This window comes from Streptomyces sp. NRRL WC-3618 (genome assembly GCF_001280005.1).
Classification (GTDB): Bacteria; Actinomycetota; Actinomycetes; order Streptomycetales; family Streptomycetaceae; genus Streptomyces.
This window is the reverse complement of sequence record NZ_LGDW01000075.1, coordinates 1-16298: the sequence shown is the minus strand read 5'-3', so window position 1 is coordinate 16298 and position 16298 is coordinate 1. Positions and strand designations below refer to the sequence as shown.

12 protein-coding genes, 1 tRNA gene and 2 pseudogenes are annotated in these 16298 nt (G+C 68.9%); 7 read left to right on the top strand and 8 right to left on the bottom strand.

Annotated features, from left to right (window positions below; translation table 11 throughout):
* Nucleotides 1-390 precede the first annotated feature (390 nt).
* Nucleotides 391-891 (bottom strand): NUDIX domain-containing protein, encoded by a 501-nt coding sequence (locus ADL01_RS10575; protein ID WP_053741678.1) that lies wholly within the window; start codon nucleotides 889-891, stop codon nucleotides 391-393.
* A gap of 36 nt (nucleotides 892-927) precedes the next feature.
* Complete coding sequence (locus ADL01_RS10570) at nucleotides 928-2283, bottom strand: hypothetical protein (RefSeq protein WP_053741677.1); 1356 nt, start codon at nucleotides 2281-2283, stop codon at nucleotides 928-930.
* Nucleotides 2284-2508: 225 nt separating this feature from the next.
* Here ADL01_RS10570 and ADL01_RS10565 point away from each other — a divergent pair, with 225 nt between their 5' ends.
* The 4 genes from ADL01_RS10565 to ADL01_RS10550 all read left to right on the top strand — a co-directional run bounded on the left by ADL01_RS10565 (nucleotide 2509) and on the right by ADL01_RS10550 (nucleotide 5555).
* Nucleotides 2509-3258, top strand: a complete 750-nt coding sequence (locus ADL01_RS10565) for a hypothetical protein (protein WP_053741676.1) — start codon at nucleotides 2509-2511, stop codon at nucleotides 3256-3258.
* 76 nt (nucleotides 3259-3334) lie between these two features.
* Complete coding sequence (locus ADL01_RS10560; RefSeq protein ID WP_053741675.1) at nucleotides 3335-4246, top strand: phosphotransferase; 912 nt, start codon at nucleotides 3335-3337, stop codon at nucleotides 4244-4246.
* Between the two features lies 1 nt (nucleotide 4247).
* Nucleotides 4248-4946, top strand: coding sequence for a class I SAM-dependent methyltransferase (locus tag ADL01_RS10555; protein WP_053741674.1), 699 nt, complete (start codon nucleotides 4248-4250; stop codon nucleotides 4944-4946).
* 30 nt (nucleotides 4947-4976) lie between these two features.
* Complete coding sequence (locus ADL01_RS10550) at nucleotides 4977-5555, top strand: HAD domain-containing protein (protein ID WP_053741673.1); 579 nt, start codon at nucleotides 4977-4979, stop codon at nucleotides 5553-5555.
* Between the two features lie 102 nt (nucleotides 5556-5657).
* Here the strand turns inward: ADL01_RS10550 and ADL01_RS45975 are convergent.
* Nucleotides 5658-6496, bottom strand: a pseudogene (locus tag ADL01_RS45975) (mobilization protein); the annotation flags it as partial.
* Here ADL01_RS45975 and ADL01_RS10540 point away from each other — a divergent pair.
* The 3 genes and pseudogenes from ADL01_RS10540 to ADL01_RS10535 form a co-directional block, all read left to right on the top strand.
* A pseudogene (locus tag ADL01_RS10540) lies at nucleotides 6486-7863 on the top strand (site-specific integrase); the annotation flags it as partial. The pseudogenes ADL01_RS45975 and ADL01_RS10540 overlap by 11 nt on opposite strands.
* A 602-nt stretch (nucleotides 7864-8465) precedes the next feature.
* Nucleotides 8466-8588: a hypothetical protein gene (locus ADL01_RS47220; protein WP_267889911.1), complete on the top strand. Its 123-nt coding sequence runs from the start codon at nucleotides 8466-8468 to the stop codon at nucleotides 8586-8588.
* Nucleotides 8589-8907: 319 nt separating this feature from the next.
* On the top strand, nucleotides 8908-10212 hold the full coding sequence (locus ADL01_RS10535) for a helix-turn-helix transcriptional regulator (protein ID WP_159049490.1): 1305 nt from the start codon (nucleotides 8908-8910) through the stop codon (nucleotides 10210-10212).
* 462 nt (nucleotides 10213-10674) lie between these two features.
* Here the strand turns inward: ADL01_RS10535 and ADL01_RS10530 are convergent.
* The 5 genes from ADL01_RS10530 to ADL01_RS10510 form a co-directional block, all read right to left on the bottom strand.
* A tRNA-Lys gene (locus tag ADL01_RS10530) sits at nucleotides 10675-10747 on the bottom strand.
* A gap of 120 nt (nucleotides 10748-10867) precedes the next feature.
* The gene (locus ADL01_RS10525) at nucleotides 10868-12403 is read right to left on the bottom strand and encodes an amino acid permease (protein ID WP_053741670.1); all 1536 of its coding nucleotides are present in this window, start codon (nucleotides 12401-12403) and stop codon (nucleotides 10868-10870) included.
* A gap of 181 nt (nucleotides 12404-12584) precedes the next feature.
* Nucleotides 12585-14873 (bottom strand): DEAD/DEAH box helicase, encoded by a 2289-nt coding sequence (locus ADL01_RS10520; protein ID WP_053741669.1) that lies wholly within the window; start codon nucleotides 14871-14873, stop codon nucleotides 12585-12587.
* Between the two features lie 243 nt (nucleotides 14874-15116).
* Nucleotides 15117-15683, bottom strand: a complete 567-nt coding sequence (locus ADL01_RS10515; RefSeq protein ID WP_053741668.1) for a hypothetical protein — start codon at nucleotides 15681-15683, stop codon at nucleotides 15117-15119.
* A gap of 118 nt (nucleotides 15684-15801) precedes the next feature.
* Nucleotides 15802-16152: a metallopeptidase family protein gene (locus ADL01_RS10510; protein WP_053741667.1), complete on the bottom strand. Its 351-nt coding sequence runs from the start codon at nucleotides 16150-16152 to the stop codon at nucleotides 15802-15804.
* Between the last annotated feature and the right edge of the window lie 146 nt (nucleotides 16153-16298).

Here is a 16298-nt window from a genome sequence, read left to right as displayed (position 1 = left end):
GTTCAGACCCCACCTGATCGACGGCTGCCTCGCCGGAACCGGCCTGATCATCGAACCCTGGTAATCACGCACCCGGACACTACGAGTTCAACCTGAGTAAGTGACAGAACCGTTGCCATCAATGCGCCCGTGGCCTCACACCTGGCGCACTGCCTGACGGATGCAGGGGTCGCACGTGCGGTCTTCGGCGAGGTGGCCGAAGTGGCCTGCCGAGTCGGGGTAGTCACGCAAGACCGCCGCGGCGGTGGCTGCGGCACCTCCAGGGTGAGGTCCGGGCTGACGACCGGGCTTGTGTGCCTGGACCAGCGATGTGGTGGATGAACATGTGCCTGGGACTGAGGACGTGGACGGCTTCCATCCCGCCCGGGCATGGTGACGCCACGCTCGTCCCTATGCCCATCCGTCCAGCGACACCTGAGGCCCACTGGTGAGATACCGGTGGAGCGCGCTCGCAGTGGTGTCCACGAACTCCTCGGGGATGGCATCGGCATCAACCCAGCAGACCTGGGCGTGCTTGCGTGGCTCACGGTTCTCTGGTTCGCCGGTCCACTCGTGGGCGGCGAAGACGACGGTGAGGAAGCCGTTGGGAGCCTCGACGCCCCACGCGCCGTGAATGATGTGGGCGACCTTCAGAGACTCCGCCTTCACGGTCAGGCCAGTCTCCTCGTACAGCTCGCGTACGGCGGTCTCGGTGACGGGCTCACCGGGTTCACTCTTACCGACGGACAGGTCCCACATCCCCTGGGCGAACTTGGCGTTCTGGCTCCGTTGGAGGAGCACAACGCGGTTGGTGGCCTGGTCGTGGACGATGACGGCGGCGACCAGCAGGGTCATGGATTCGAGGGCGGGCGGTAGGGCCTTGGGCTGGTCGTCGGTTGTCCGCTGAGCCACGGCTGGTGTCCCTTCGTCGGCCGGTTGGTGGGCAGCTTAGGCCAGTGCTTCGCGTGCGCGGCGGGCGAGTTCGGTGGCTCCGGGTACTTTGCGGTGCTGGTAGACGGAGAGGGTGGAGCGGAGCGAGGTGAGGGCCTTGCGGGTGCGGTCAGAGGTCATGCCTTCCATGAGGGTCAGGGCCTGTGCCCAGGCGGCGACGGCTTCGTCGGCGCGGGCCTGGGCCGCGAGGCTGTCGCCGAGGTCGGCGTAGGTGAGGGCGTGGACGCGCTTGTACTTCTCGGGGTCCCAGCGGATCAGGGCGTCGCGGTGCTGTTGCTCGGTGCCGATGTGGTCGGCGAGGTCGGTGAGGGTGCGGGCGGTGTGGCTGGCGACGGTGCCGGCGGCCGGGCCGCTGACGCGGGAGTAGCTGGGCTGGGGGTCGTCGTCGCGTAGGAGGGCGTCTTCAGCGGCGAGCAGGGCGCGGGCCGCCGCGGGCCTCTCACCGACGGCAGCGAAGGCGCGGGCATAGGTAATGTGGAGGAGCGCCTCGGTCTGGCCGTCGACGTGGCCGAGGCCGCGGGTGAGCGCACCTTCGACGAGGTCGACACAGTGGTGGGGCTGTTTGAGGCTGAGGGCCTGGTGGGCGAGGGCGCGCATCATCCAGGCGGCGTGGCCATGCGGGTCGGCTTCCCAGGCGAGCTGGTAGCCGACCTGGTAGTAGCGCTGGGCGGCGCCTTCCTGGCCGAGGTCGTGATGCTTCCATCCTGCCAGGTAGGCGAGTTCGGCCACCGCGCCGAAGGCCGCCCGTCGCAAGGCTTCGCTCGGGAACCGGCCCCGGAGCATAGGCGCGGCGGTGTCGGCGAGGTACGCGGTGACCGTGGTCAGTCCGTGCCCTCCGCCGAGGCGTTCGTCTGCCGCGCTGAAAGCCGAAGTGATCTGCCGTACGACGTCCACGTCGTCCGCTCCGACCACGGACGTGCCAGTGCGGGCACGGAGCATACGAGCGGTGGCCTCGTGGTCGTGGGCAAGCGGCATTGCGACACCGGCGGTGGTGAAGGCCGCCACCGCGAGGAAGCGACGGCGCTCAACATCGGCCCGGCCGAGGTCAGTTGCAGCTACGACAGGATCCCCTTCGGCTGACTCCTCGCCATCCGGTACGCGTAGACCGATCTCGGTCTGGGTGATGATGCGGCCCGTTCGGCGTGACAAGGCTTCGGCGAGGTACTGGCCAGTTCGGCCGGTGGGCTGGCGAATGCCGTTGGCCCAGTGGGAGACGGCCGACTTGTTCGTCTGGAGGATCTCGCCATTCTCGGCCGCGATGCGCCGGATGTCTCTCGCCAGGGCCTCGTAGGTGCAGCCGGTCGCGGCAATGGTGTCGCGCAGGCGGGAATTGGGGTCTCTCGACGCTGCCACGCTCACCTCCCGTCCGGGGCTGTAAACCGTGTATACCGCTTCAACTGCCTCTCACCGTACCCACTGTGCGTGACGAAGTGTTCACTAGTCATCAGCCGCCCGGCCCCGGTCCGACACCGCGACCAGGCTCCCCCTTCGGCCGGGCGGCCCCCGAAGTTCCGTACGCCCACACCGGGTTCGGGCATCCCTGTGCCCAAACCCGGGCCGATCAGAGACGGAGACACGGTGACCACCATCGACACCGCGGCCATCACGGTCGTACTGCCCGAGGCGTTCGACGAGCGCTGGAGCCGCTTGCCCGGCATCCAGGTCGACGGCCGGCGCATCACCATCGACCCGGCCAAGTACTTCTTCCGCTTCGAGTCCAGCACCTGGCTCGTCGCCGACTGGGAGCTGGTCAAGTCCCAGCTCCTGGACGTGGAGGAGACGACCGCGAGCGCGGTCGAGCAGCTCGCGCTGGAGTTCATCAAGGCCCACGCCCAGTCGACCTCGGACGCTGCCCGGGTGCTCGTCACCGCCTACGAGGTGTACGCGTACCTCTTCCGCGACGAGCATCTCCCCGCCCTCGGCCTGCCGCAGTTCACCGCCGACCACCTGCGGATGCTGCGCGAGGCGGCCACTCTGATGGCGCTCAACAAGGTCGAGCTGGACGGACACATCTCCAACGTCGGCCCGTGCTGGTTCTTCCCCGCCGCCACCTCCGTGGTCTTCGACCTGGAGGACGCGACGGGCGGCATGCTCGACGAGGTCTACCACGGCGGCTGGTTCAACGAACACCGCCGCATCGAGGCCATCAAGGCCCACGCCGCCCTTGGCGGACGGCTCGTGCACGGCTGCCAGTCCGTGCCGGACCAGAGCGGTGGCGTCGTGGCGCCCTACGGTGCCTCGATGAACGCCTTCCGCGACGACCTCGCCGCCTTCAAGTCCGGGTGGATCGAGCAGGTCTACTCCCACCGCGTGAGCCCTGCCGCGTAGCGCCACCGCCCTGGCTCCGGGGCGGGCCGGCACCTCTCGCCCGCCCCGGACGCCACCAACCCCCTGGAGCTCCCACATGACCGCGAACCCCAGTACCGAACTCCTCGACAACCTGCTCACCCTGGCCGGCCGCACCACCGCCGTTCGCGAGGAGGTGCGCGTGTGGTCCATGTCCGGCGTCGAGCGTCTGGCCTTCCCCGACGGCACCACCACCATCTTCAAGTACGCCAAGAGGCCGTTCGACAGCGAGGACCAAGCCCTCCGGCTAGCCCACACCCTCGGGGTCCCGGTGCCCGTCGTTCGTGCCTCCGCAGTCCTGGACGGCTGGCTCGGGATGCTGCTGGAAGACCTCGGCGCTCCGATTCGCGAGGCCGACGACCTCGACGGCGCAGCCGCAGCCGTCGTCCTGCACGGCACCCACACCGCCTCCGCCCTGCCCGTCCTGGATCAGGAACGGCTGCGCACCCTGCCGAGCCGGGCCCTGGAGCACCTCGGCCGACTCCGCAAGGCCGACCGGTGGCAGGACGCGGACGACGTCGAAGACGCGCTCGACCAGATCGCCCAGGCAGCTGAAGCGCGCTCGGCTGGTGCGACGGTGGCTCCTTTCGGCTGGGTGCACTCCGAGTTCCACCCCACCAGCCTCCACATCGGTCGGCACGGCTGGCGGCTGCTGGACTTCGCCCGCGCCTTCACCGGCCCCGGCCTGCTCGACCTCGCCAGCTGGCACGGCACCCTCGACACCCCCGACCCCGTACGCCTGCGGGTCTTCCTGGACACCTACGTCACCGAAGGCGGCACCCCAGACGCCCTCGCCGAACGCGGCGGGCTGCCTGCCGAGAAATGGGCACTGGGCTGGCACCGCATGTGGGCTGTCGAGTGGTTCATGGAGCAGTCGATCCGCTGGATCAACGACCCGGCCACCGACCCCGCGTACATCAAGGCCGTCCGCCGCCATCTCACCGATATCCTCCACCTCCTGGAGGTCTGACGTGCTCGCCGCTCAGGCATCCCCCTGGTACGTCCACGCTCTCCAGCGCACGACGGCTGCTCCCGCCGAACCACTGTCCGTACCCGCCCGCATGGAATGGACCACCCGGCCCGGCAGCGGACCCAGCGCCGAAATCCTCGGCCCCGACCTGCGCCACAAGCGACTGCTGGAACTCGGCTGCGGCCCCGGCCACAACGCCGCCCACCTCGCCACCCGCTACGGCGCCCACGTCACCGGCGTCGACCTCGTCGGCCTCCAAGTACGCCGAGCCCGCTCGCACTACGGCCGGCTGAACAACCTCACCTTCGTCGCCAGCCACGCCCTGCACTACCTGCAAGCCACAGACGAGCAGTTCGACGCCGTCTACTCGGTCTTCGGCGCCATCGGACTCGTAGCCCCCGAGCTTCTGCTCCCGGCCATCGCCCAGCACCTCAAACCCGGGCGCACTCTCGCCTTCTCTGTCCCCCATCCCCAGCGTGGCGGCCTACACCCCGCCATCGACGACCGGCCCCGCCGCGACTTCGTAACCCTCCCCGACCGCAGCCGACTGCCCATCGCCCGCTGGGACTTCTACACCGACCGCTGGGAGAAACACCTCGACCGCGCCGGGCTCTGGCTCACCTCGGCCGAGGAGTTCCACGACGCGCGCCACCGTGGCCGCTGGCCCACCACCCTCCTCATCACCGCGCGCAAGCTCTGACCCCCGTCCCGGCTCCCCTGGGAGAAACCGATGCGCCCGCCCTACCTACTGCTCGACGTCGACGGCATCCTCATACCTTTTCCGGACGCCGAAGGGACCAGTCCGGTAAGCCACAATCGGCACGAGGTCGTGCCCGCTGATCGGAGCGCTGACGACCCGGTCACCATCTGGCTCAACCCTGCGCATGGCCCCTTGCTCATGCACGTGATCCGGACCAGCCTGGTCACCCCCGTCTGGTGCACCAGCTGGCGCCACGACGCCACCACTCTGATCGGACCGCTCCTCGGCCTCCCACCCCTGCCGTTCGTCGACCTCCCGCGCCCGCAGATCACCACCAGCCACCCCAACGGGTATCTGTGGAAACGCGATCACGTCGACACCTGGCTCGGCGACGCGCCAGTCATCTGGATCGACGACGACTTCACCGCCCTCGACCACGAATGGGCAGCGGAACGCGGCGCACGCCGCCAAGCGACCGCCCTTGTCCAGCCTGATCCCCACATCGGTCTGCTGGCCGAGCACTTGGTCGAGGTCCTGGCGTGGGCCGCGCTGTTGCCCGGTGCACAGGCCGATGCCCCAGCCGTTCCGCATGAAGCCGAAGCCGCATAGCGCGGACAAGCCGCAGGACGCGCTCGTACCCTCGCCACCGCGAAAGGCGAGGACGCAATCCCGGCTTGGCAGTGCTGGCTCGGCAAACAAAGCGTTTCCCGCCTACCGGCGCTGTTGATGCCGCTGTTCAGCAGTTGTCGCCGCTACCGGTGAGGGCTGGGGCCCCCGGCTCTGCTGGACAAGCGTCGAGCTTGCAATGGTCGAGCGTCGGCGGGCGGCCTCCGCACGGCGGTTGGGTGCCGGGTTTCGGCCGGTGTGCTGAATGCGGGTGATGAGCACGCGGGCGGGTTGGCGGGCAGTGTCCAACTCTCGCTGAGCAGCGGCCTCCTTGAGGAGCTGATGGGTTGGTGGCCGCGGGCTTCGGCGTCAGCGAGGACGGTGACGAGTGCTGGCCAGGCCGGATCGGAGAGGATCCGCTCGGCGTGGTCGGGGACAACTGCTCGTACATCGCTGACCAGAACACGACGCACCTCCTCCCTTGGCGGTCGGGCTGCGAGTTCGGCGAGCGTCGGAGCTAGCGCACGGTCGGCAGCTGTCTGGAGGTGCTGGACGGCCTGGCGGGCTGCGTCGGCCTGGTGGGCGTGGTTCTTCGCTTCGTGCCAGCGCCCGGCGAGGATCGCTGCCCAGAGCATCGCGGCGACCAAGGCGGCGAGTGCGCTTCCGTCGGGCCCAGTGGCGGTGTGGACGATGTCGCGGGCCGCGCTCCGCAGGGCGTGCGCGGCGCTGGCTTCGGCTCGGATCTGGGAGCGCTGGGCGCGTGCGAACGCCTGGCCAGCGGCGCGCAACTCGTGGCGGAGGTCGGCGGGAGCCTTCTGGGCTGTGGCTTCGATGAGTTCACCGAGCGCGATGGCCTGGCCTTGTGCCTGGGCGTCCGACCATGAGGTGGTGCCGTATGCGTCCGCCTGGAAGATGTCGAGGGCTTCGGTCGGCAGCCGCGCCGGCTACGAGTCCCTCAAGGCCGCGCAGACGGACCTCGACCACATCCGTTCCCTGCTGGCGCTGGCAGAGAAGGAAGACCCCGACAGCCTCCGGCGCCTCGTCGACATGCTGGAGAAGGTCGCGGTCAAGAAGGCGAGCCACTCCCAGCCATCGAGGAGACCCGGCGCCGGCTGAGGGCGGGCCTGGCCCTCCGTGGCAACCTGACCGTCGGCGAGTGGCTGGACCAGTGGTTCGCCACGAAGAAGCGACGCAAGACCACGCTCAACGCCTACGCCTCCCACATCCGCGTCCACTTGAAGCCGCGCATCGGGCACGTACGCCTCGACCGGCTCAACGTCGGCCACCTGGTGGAGATGTTCGACGCGATAGCCGACGACAACGAGGTGATCTCAGCCGAGAACGAGGCCCGCCGCGAGCAGATCGCCCGCTGCAAGCCGAGCACGCCCGGTCGCCCTGTCGGGGCGAGCGGAAACGGCTCGCCCCCGAACGAGCCAAACTGGCAGAGATGAAACCGTTCCGGAAGATCACCGGCCCGGCAACCCGCCAGGCAATCCGCCGCACCCTGCGCGCGGCCCTGAACTCCGCGATCGCCCAGCAGCTGATCACCTTCAACCCGGCGTCTCACGTCGAGTTGGAGTCCGGCAGGCGCCCGAAGCCCCTCATGTGGACCGATGAACGCGTCCGGCGGTGGCGAGAGACCGGTCAGATCCCCGGCCCGGTCATGGTGTGGACGCCACAGCAGTTCGGCGCCTTCCTCGACGCAGCCGAGGGCGACCGGCTTTACGCGATACTCCACCTCATGGGCACCCGTGGCCTCCGGCGCGGCGAGGCGGTCGGCCAGGACTGGCACGAGATCGACCTCGACGTCGGCCTCATCACTCCCGCCAAGGAAATCGTGGTGGACGGCTGGGACATCTACGAGTCGGAGCCGAAGACGGACGGCAGCGCGAACACGATCGCGCTCGACAACACGACCATCTCCGAACTGCGCGACCACAAAGCCCGCCAGGACAAGGAGCGCGCGCAGTGGGGCCATGCCTGGCAGGACACGGGCAAGGTCTTCACCAAGGAGGACGGCTCCTGGCTGCACCCGGGAACCGTCTCCGAGACCTTCCGCCGCATCCTCGCCACGACCGACCTGCCGCCCATCACCCTGCGGGACCTACGCCACGTCACCGCGACGCTCACGCACGGAGATGGCGGCGACATCCACACGGTGAAGGAGACGCTGCGGCACTCCACCATCACGCTGACGTCTGACACGTATACGAGCCTGCTGCCTGAGCTGGACCGTGAGATCGCCGAGAAGGCTGCGGCGCGTGTTCCTCGCGGCCGACGTGCCGGAGGCCGGTTGGCCTCCGGCGCCTAGCCCTCCCGTATGGAAGGAGTGGTCGGGTGGGCTTCGCCCAACACCCGCACCAGGTCCGGCAGCAGCTCGACGGCAGCGTCCTCGACACCCGCTCCATCTACGCCTCTACCCGCCACCCGACGAATGGGTAGCGGGTGGCGGTGCTGCGGTGACCTCGCCCCTGCCGCCTCCGACCACCAGGCCAGGCCCTCGCAAGCCACGAGGGTGTCGCGGGTGGCCCGCATACCCGCAGGAGTGACGGACGCCACATAGCCGAGATTCGGTGAGTACAACAACGATCACGCCTGCGTCATATGACGTAGACAACCCTGCCACCCCCGAGCCCCACGCAGCGTCACCACCCACGAAACGCCGCCCTAACTGCCGTTACTCGTGCACCTGTTCGTAGATCGCTTTCAGCGAGGTACAGAAGGTACAGGAATCAACTAACCGTCAAAGAACGATTCACAACGGGAGTTGAGGCGAGTGTGGTCGGCTACGGACCGTTGTTGTACGTGTGAGCCGATATGCTCATCCCAACATCTCCTCTCGTGACGTAACCCGTCGATCGGTTGACCCGATCGGGGCCGATCGGCTCCGCGTCCGAGAGAAAGGTGCCGCGTATGGAAAACCCGCCCGAGGGCGGGAAGCAGAACAAGCGGAAGATCGTCAAGAAGGTTATCGGTTGGTTGACGCTTCAGGCACTGGGTGCCTGGTTGCGTCACCTGATCAACAGCTCTCTTTAGACGTCTAAGGCCCCCTGCGCTAACAGAGGGCCATACCGGGAGTCTGCGTCCCCCAGACGTTGGCCCTGTGCCCCCGCCAACGGAGTGATCACCGTGGAGGTACAGGGCCTCTTTCCAAACCGATACACGTGGACCGCAGTCCCCAAACCGTGCGGCCAACGGCGTCCAACGTCGCGCATTTCCTCGCGAGCATCCACCAGTTGTGCCGCTAAAAAAACGGCGATCCAGGTCAAGCTGCCAGGGGGGCGTTCAACGACAGACCCGTTTGCCTTCGGATGGTACCTCTAAACTGGTCCCTGCGACGAGAATGAGCACGCGAATGGCACGAGGTCTGGCCGATTTCAGCCCCTCTGAGCTGCGAGCACACCGGATGAACGTCTACGCGCGTCCGGATGTGATGGCAATGACGGCCGAGGAGCTGGCGCACGCCGTAGGGGCAACGAAAGCTCAGATCCTCGCCTACGAGAACGGGCACAGGGTGCCGGACCCTGTGCGCGTGCGGGCCCTTGCACGCGCACTGAAAATCCACCCCCGCAGGCTCATGAAGGAGGAAGAACGCGACAGTTGGACGGTCGCGGACTTCCGGCGTGCGTCCGGTCTGCGGGCCCAGGACGTCGTGGCCCACCTCGGGGTCTCCCCCAAGAACTACCGCCGGTTCGAGACCGAGGGCATCGTGCCGACCCGCAGTCCGCGGTTCATAGACGACGTCGCCGCCGCCCTGGGCATGCCCCGCCGACTGATAGAGATAGCCATCGACCGGACGCCGGCCGTACGACAACGCCGTACCCGTGCCTTCGAGTTGATCGTCGCCATGGCCGAGCGCTATGTGCCCAAGCCCGGACCGTGGCGGGGACCCGCGCCCGATGACCCGGCTCTGATCGAGCTGGCCGCTGCCTACGGCCGCCCAGTGCAGCGCATATGCCGTGTCCTCACGTACGAACTCGGCGAACTACGGCAGAGCCACGTGCGCGCCCAGCGCGAGCGGGTCATCGCGGACTACGACACCGACCAGGACCGCCAAGTCGGCGCGCGGCATGCGCTGAACCGATGGAACAACGTCTACGACAGAGAGCTGACCAGGCTCCCGCAACGTCTGGAGAACTTCCACCGCACCTGCCAACCCTCGGATGTCTGGCAGCTCTTGGTCGACCTCTACAACGTCGATGCAACGGTTCGTTCTGACGTCAGCGCCTGGGCGGTCACGAGCCTACTGTCCAAGGAGCCCAGCGTGCTGCCCCCCTACCTCGTCGAGCAGCACGTCATCGAGGATGTTGAGGTATGCCGTCTCTCGGCTGCAGGCGCCAACCATGTTGTCGCCTTCGCCGGGCTGTACGCAGCGCTGTACCTCGGCGTACGCAAGCCCATCCGTCCAGCCGCCCGCTCCAGTACGAAGGCCCGCGGCGGTGGTTCCGATACATTCGCCCTACCCAACCGGGCCGAGCGCCTCGTAATACCTCAGCCGATCATCGAGACCATGCGCGCCTCAGCGGCAAAGCCCAAGACCACTGTCTTCAAGAAGCTGAGCCCGTCATACGACCTCGCGGTGGGAGCGAACACTCTGTCGGTCGTCGTCGTGGACACGCTGTTCCCCCTCGACGACTCGCGGCACCCGGACGCGCCGTGAGGGCTTTGTGCTCCTAGCCATGACGTCCCTCGGGGAACCGGCAACCGGTGAATACCAGAGCCCACCAGTAAACCAATCAAGGCCGGATCCGGCAGATTCCGTCTGAGCGGTCTGGGACCGGATGCGCCGGAACCCCCGAGCTGCTGCAGACGGTGTCACAGCCGTTGGCCGAGGTGGAGCAGCAACAGGCGGCGCGGCTGCTGGGCAGTTCGAGGTGCTCGTCCATACGGTCTGCACCGGTCCGCCCTCCGTGCCCGATACGCGAGCCAGCGCACCACGACAGCGGATCCGGTGTCTCCGCCTCCACTGCCCCAGCCTCGCTCGCCGACCTGGCGTCCCCCCGAACATCCGCTCACGCATCGTTCACGCAGACCCCCGAAAACGCCGCAGCGCCCGACCCGACCGAAGCCGAACCGAGCGCTGCTCTGCAGGTCAGAAGGGGCTTCCCCTCCCCTGCTCCCGTAGACCCTGTGGGACTCGAACCCACAACCAATGGATTAAAAGTCCACTGCTCTGCCAATTGAGCTAAGGGTCCCCGCGATGTTGCACCCCCGAGCATAGCCGGACCCGGCCGTGTCTCCGATCGGGTATCGGGGACGCGGCCGGGTCACTCCGCCACCTGGTCGCCCACCCGGCAGCGAAATCGGCTCCTTCGCTACGGATCCACCGGTTCGGGCGCCCCCCTGCGAGCCGCCTCCCACGCCCGGGTCCGTTCGTGTTCCGGGTTCAGGAACCAGTACCGCGCCGAAGCGACCCACCACATCGCCGCGAATCCCAGCACCGCGAGGACGGCGATCGGGGCGTAGTTGAAGGTCTCCCAGGTGACCGGCGCGACCTGGGGCAGCATGAACAGCACCGTGATCACGGCCACCCAGACCACCGAGACCACGCCGATCACCTGTGACCACCGGCCCAGGTGCCACGGCCCCCGCTGGAACGCCTCGCCCTTGCGCAGCCGAAGCAGCGTCGGGATGACGTACGCGATGTAGAGGCCGATCACCGCGATCGACGTCACGGCCGCGTACGCCGTCACGTTGATCAGGTAGGGCAGGCCCAGGACCAGCGCCCCGAACGCCGCCAGCCAGACGGCCGCGACGGGGGTACGGGTGCGGGGGCTGACCGTGTGCCAGAGGTGGGAGTAGGGGAGGGCGCCGTCGCGTGAGAAGGCGTAGATCATGCGGGAGTTGGCCGTGACGGACGCCATGCCGCAGAACAACTGGGCCCCGATCACCACCAGCAGGAACAGCTTGCCCGCGGTAGCGCCGAGCGCGTCGAGCAGGATCTGCGCGGGCGGTACGCCGGTCGGGGACTTCAGCGTGCCGTCGTACGACTGGATGGCGAAGGTGAAGCCGAGGAGCAGGACGAAGCCGACTATCCAGGACGTCCAGATCGAGCGGACGATGCCTTTCGGGCCCGCCGTGGACGCGTCGTGGGTCTCCTCGGTCATGTGTGCGGAGGCGTCGTAGCCGGTGAAGGTGTACTGGGCCATCAGCAGCCCGAGGGCGACCACGTAGACGCCGCTCCCCCAGCCCGTGTTGTTCACGAACTTGGTGAACACGAAGGAGGCGGACTGGTGTTCGTCCGGTACGAAGGTCAGCGCGCCGACGATGACGGCGACCCCCACCACGTGCCACCACACGCTGACGCTGTTCAGCAGCCCCACGATGCCCACGCCGAAGGTGTTGAGCAGCCCGTGCAGGACGAGGATCCCGGCGAAGAGCAGGATCGTGCTGCCCGCGGTGACCTCGAAGTCGAACTGAAGGTTCAGATAGGCGCCGAGGAAGGAAGCCGCCCCGAAGTCGATGCCGGCGGTCACCGCGACCTGCCCGAGCACGTTGAACCACCCCGTGAACCAGGCCCAGGCGGCGGCCGTACGAGGGGGAGCGAGCCGGTGCGCCCAGAAGTAGAGGCCGGCGGAGGTCGGGTAGGCCGAGCAGATCTCGGCCATCGACAGCCCGACGAAGAGGGTCATGAGCCCTACGGCGACCCAGCCCCACGTGATCACGGCCGGGCCACCCGTGTTCATCCCGAACAGGTACAGGGTCAGACAGCCCGACAGGACCGAGATGATCGTGAAGGACACCGCGTAGTTGGAGAACGCCGACATACGGCGGGCGAGGACCTGGGTGTAACCGAGCTGGGCAAGCCGTTCCTCGTCCGTCAGCCCAGTCGTTATGGCGTCATCTGTCATGCCCCCAGCAATTCCCCTGCCAAGGGTATGACATGCGTCACAGGCGTATCGATTTGGCCGAAAACATGCCTGCCCCTACTGGCGACAGGATCTGGCGACAGGACGACGAAGGGCCCGTACGACCGAAGTCGTACGGGCCCTTCACCTATCAGTCAGCGATCACCCGGTGATCGACCGGCGATCAGCCGTTGCGCTTCCAGCGCGGCTTCTCGTCGCGGCGGCCGAAGGATGAACCCGAGCCGGAGCCCGAACCCGTGCCCGTGCCCGTGCCCGTGCCGCGGTGGTCGTCGCGGCGGGCGTACGGGCGGTCGTGGCTGCCCGAGCGGAAGCCGCCGCCGGTCGGGCGGTCGCCCTGGCGGTCGCGGTTGAAGGGGCGGTCGCTGCCGCGGTGGCCGGTGGCCGGACGGTCGTCGCGGCGGAAGCCGCCACGGTCGTTGTCACGGTTGAAGCCACCCGAGGGGCGGTCGTCGCGGCGGAAGCCACCGCCCGCAGGACGCTCGTCGCGGCGCTCGAAGGAACGGCCACCACGGTCGTTGTCACGGTTGAAGCCACCCGAGGGGCGGTCGTCGCGGCGGAAACCGCCACCCGCAGGACGCTCGTCCCGACGGTCGTCGCGGCGGAAGCCACCGCCCGAGGGACGCTCGTCACGACGCTCGAAAGAACGGCCACCACGGTCGTTGTTGTCGCGGTTGAAGCCACCCGACGGACGGTCGTCGCGACGGAAACCGCCACGGTCGCCGCCACCGTCACGACGGTCGTCGCGGCGGAAGCCACCGCCCGAGGGACGGTCGTCGCGACGCTCGAAGGAACGGCCACCACGGTCACCGTCACGGTTGAAGCCACCCGACGGACGCTCGCGGCGCTCGTAGTTGCCCCGGTCGTCACGGCGCGGACGCTCCTCGCGCACCTGCGCCTCAGCGGCGGCCTTCGCCTCGGCGGCGGCCTCCTCGACGACGACGGCTGCGGCGGCCTCGGCCACCGCGGCCACGGCTGCCTCCGGGTCCTCGCCACGCTCGCGAGCCGCACGCGCCGTCAGGCGGTCGGCCTCCTCGCGCAGTTCGCCGGCGCGGCGCGTGGCACGCTCCAGCTCCTTGGTGAGCTCGGAGACCTCACGCTCGGCCTGCTGGGCCGCGTTACCCGCGGACTCCGCCTGGACCTCGGTCATCGAACGGGCGCCGGTGATGTCGGCGACCTCCGGCTCGAAGGCCGCGCCGCCCTGGATGATGTGGCGCGAGGCGTCGACGCCCGCGTCCTCCATCAGGCGGAAGATCTGACGGCGCTGGTGCGGCAGGGACAGCGACACGACCGTGCCGGAGCGGCCCGCGCGGGCCGTACGGCCGGAGCGGTGCAGGTAGTCCTTGTGGTCGCCGGCCGGGTCCACGTTGAGGACCAGGTCGATGCCGTCGACGTGGATGCCGCGGGCGGCGACGTCGGTGGCGACCAGGGCGTTGACGTAGCCCTTCTTGAAGTCCTCGAGCACGCGGGTACGGGCGCCCTGCGTCATACCGCCGTGCAGCGCGTCGGCCTTCACACCGGAGTCGCAGAGCTGCTCGGCGATACGGTCGGCGCCCAGCTGCGTGCGGACGAAGATGATCGTGCGGCCCTTGCGGGAGGCGATCGCGGCCGTGACCGGCGCCTTGTCCTTGGGCTTCACGATGAGGATGTGGTGGGACATCGTCGTGACGTTGCCCTGCGCGCTGTCGACCTCGTGCGTGACCGGGTTGGTCAGGTAGCGCTTGACCAGCGTGGAGATCTCGTTCTCCATGGTGGCCGAGAACAGCATGCGCTGGCCGCCGCCCGGGATCTGGTCGAGCAGCTCGGTGACCTCGGGCAGGAAGCCCAGGTCGGACATCTGGTCGGCCTCGTCGAGGACCGCGACCTCGACGTTCGCCAGGGAGCAGGCGCCGCGGTTGATGATGTCGCGCAGTCGGCCCGGGGTGGCGACGAGGACGTCGACGCCGCGCTCGAGGGCGTAGATCTGGTTGCCCATCGACGTACCGCCGCAGACGACCTTCATCTTCAGGCCGAGGACGTCGCCGTACGGCTGGAGGGCGTCCGCGACCTGCATCGCGAGCTCACGGGTCGGCGTGAGGATGATGCCGCGGGGCTTCTTCTTCTCGGTGTGGCCGCTGGACAGCTTCGTCAGCAGCGGGAGACCGAAGGAGAGGGTCTTGCCGGAGCCGGTACGGCCCCGACCGAGGATGTCCTTGCCGGCCAGGGCGTCCGGGATGGTCGCGGCCTGGATCGGGAAGGGGCTGGTCACACCGTTCTGCGTGAGCTTGCGGACGACGCCCTCGGGGAGACCGAGGTCACCGAAGGTGAGCTGTGGCTCGCCGGCCTCGACCTCGATGTCGGCGGCGTCGGTGTCCGTGTCGGTGATGTCGGCGTCGGTGACGTCGGCCGTCTCGATGAGGTCGATGACCTCGTCGTTCTCGGGCACGACGATGTGATCAGTACTGGAAATGGACATGCGAATGCGAAACCTTCCGGAGTCTCGTCGGCACGCGCCCGTCAACTCCGTGATTTCGCAATTCGACCGCCTCAATGCGGTCTGCCACGGCAGGGGTGAGTACGCGCCACACGCGGCGCGTCTCTTCAAGGCGCCAGGCAATGGGATCAAACGATCTACTACCATACGCACCCCCCACCCCCTTAGGCAAATCGGGTGCCGTCCGCGCAGGTCAGCACCCTTTCGGGCCGTCCGCGACCACGGTCAGGCGGGTGACCCGGCCTCCGGCGCCGGCTCGCGTGTCACCAGCTGCGGCTCAGCCTGCGGCTGCACCGAGGACGACGGTTCGGCGGCCGGGGACGACGGCGGGGGCGGCGGCGGAGGGGTGGGCGACGCGGCCGGCGGTTCGGGCTCGGGCTCCGCGGTCTTCGTCGGGGTCGGCGGCGCCTTCGTGGGCGTCGGCACACCGGGATCGACGGGCCCGGCGCCGGCCCCGCCCGGCTTGGCGGGCGCGGGCGCGGGCGCCGGCACGCTCTGCCCGGCGGACGGGGAGGCGCCCGGCGAGACGGGCGCCCCGCTGGCCCCCTTCGCGCCCCCCTTGACCTTCCCGTGCCCCCGTTTGGGGTCACCCTCGGAGCCGCCGAACCACCCGCCGCCGCCACCGCCGGTCACCACGGACCCCCCGTCGGGTGCCTTGCCGTCCTTCTGGCCGGCGGAGTGGGAGGGCTTGACCCGGGCGCCGTCGTTGTCGCCCACGCTCATACAGCCGGCGGCGGCGGCGACCGCCACGACCGTGGCGGCCAGACGGACAGGTACATGCAAGGGGCGCACGGGCAGCCACCTCCGGTGGGGAGTCGAGGAGTCAGGGTGCTCAACTCCCGTCGCCCACAAGAAGACACGCGCCCCTCAACAGCCTCCGCGCGCCCGGCACCGGGCCCGCGGGGGTCGCTCAGCCGTAGCCGAGGGCGTGCAGCCGCTCGTCGTCGATCCCGAAGTGGTGGGCGATCTCGTGCACGACGGTCACCTCGGTCTCGGCGACCACGTCCTCCCGGGAGTCGCACATCCGCAGCGTCGGCCCCCGGTAGATCGTGATCCGGTCGGGCAGCACCCCCGCGTACCACTCCCCGCGATCGGTCAGCGGCGTCCCCTCGTACAGCCCGAGCAGCTCGGGATCGTCCGTCGGCGGCTCGTCCTCGACGAACACCGCGACGTTGTCCATCAGCCGCGTCAGCTCCGGCGGAATCCGGTCCAGCGCCTCGGCGACCAGTTCCTCGAACTCCTCGCGCGTCATCTCCAGCACACGCCCATTGTCCGGTACGGGCCGCCCGTACGGGGGTTACGGCCCGGGCTCTCCGGAAAGCCGCACTCACCGCCACCCCGCTTAGCCGCACCGCGCACTGGGCATACGCGACCAATGGCACGCGTACCCGCCGACTCCCCGCCCCC

Coding starts and splice junctions, on each gene's coding strand:
- ADL01_RS10525 (WP_053741670.1), bottom strand. CDS start 12,403: ATGACAGATGACGCCATAACGACTGGGCTGACGGACGAGGAACGGCTT.
- ADL01_RS10560 (WP_053741675.1), top strand. CDS start 3,335: ATGACCGCGAACCCCAGTACCGAACTCCTCGACAACCTGCTCACCCTG.
- ADL01_RS10520 (WP_053741669.1), bottom strand. CDS start 14,873: ATGTCCATTTCCAGTACTGATCACATCGTCGTGCCCGAGAACGACGAG.
- ADL01_RS47220 (WP_267889911.1), top strand. CDS start 8,466: ATGGAAAACCCGCCCGAGGGCGGGAAGCAGAACAAGCGGAAGATCGTC.
- ADL01_RS10535 (WP_159049490.1), top strand. CDS start 8,908: ATGGCACGAGGTCTGGCCGATTTCAGCCCCTCTGAGCTGCGAGCACAC.
- ADL01_RS10550 (WP_053741673.1), top strand. CDS start 4,977: ATGCGCCCGCCCTACCTACTGCTCGACGTCGACGGCATCCTCATACCT.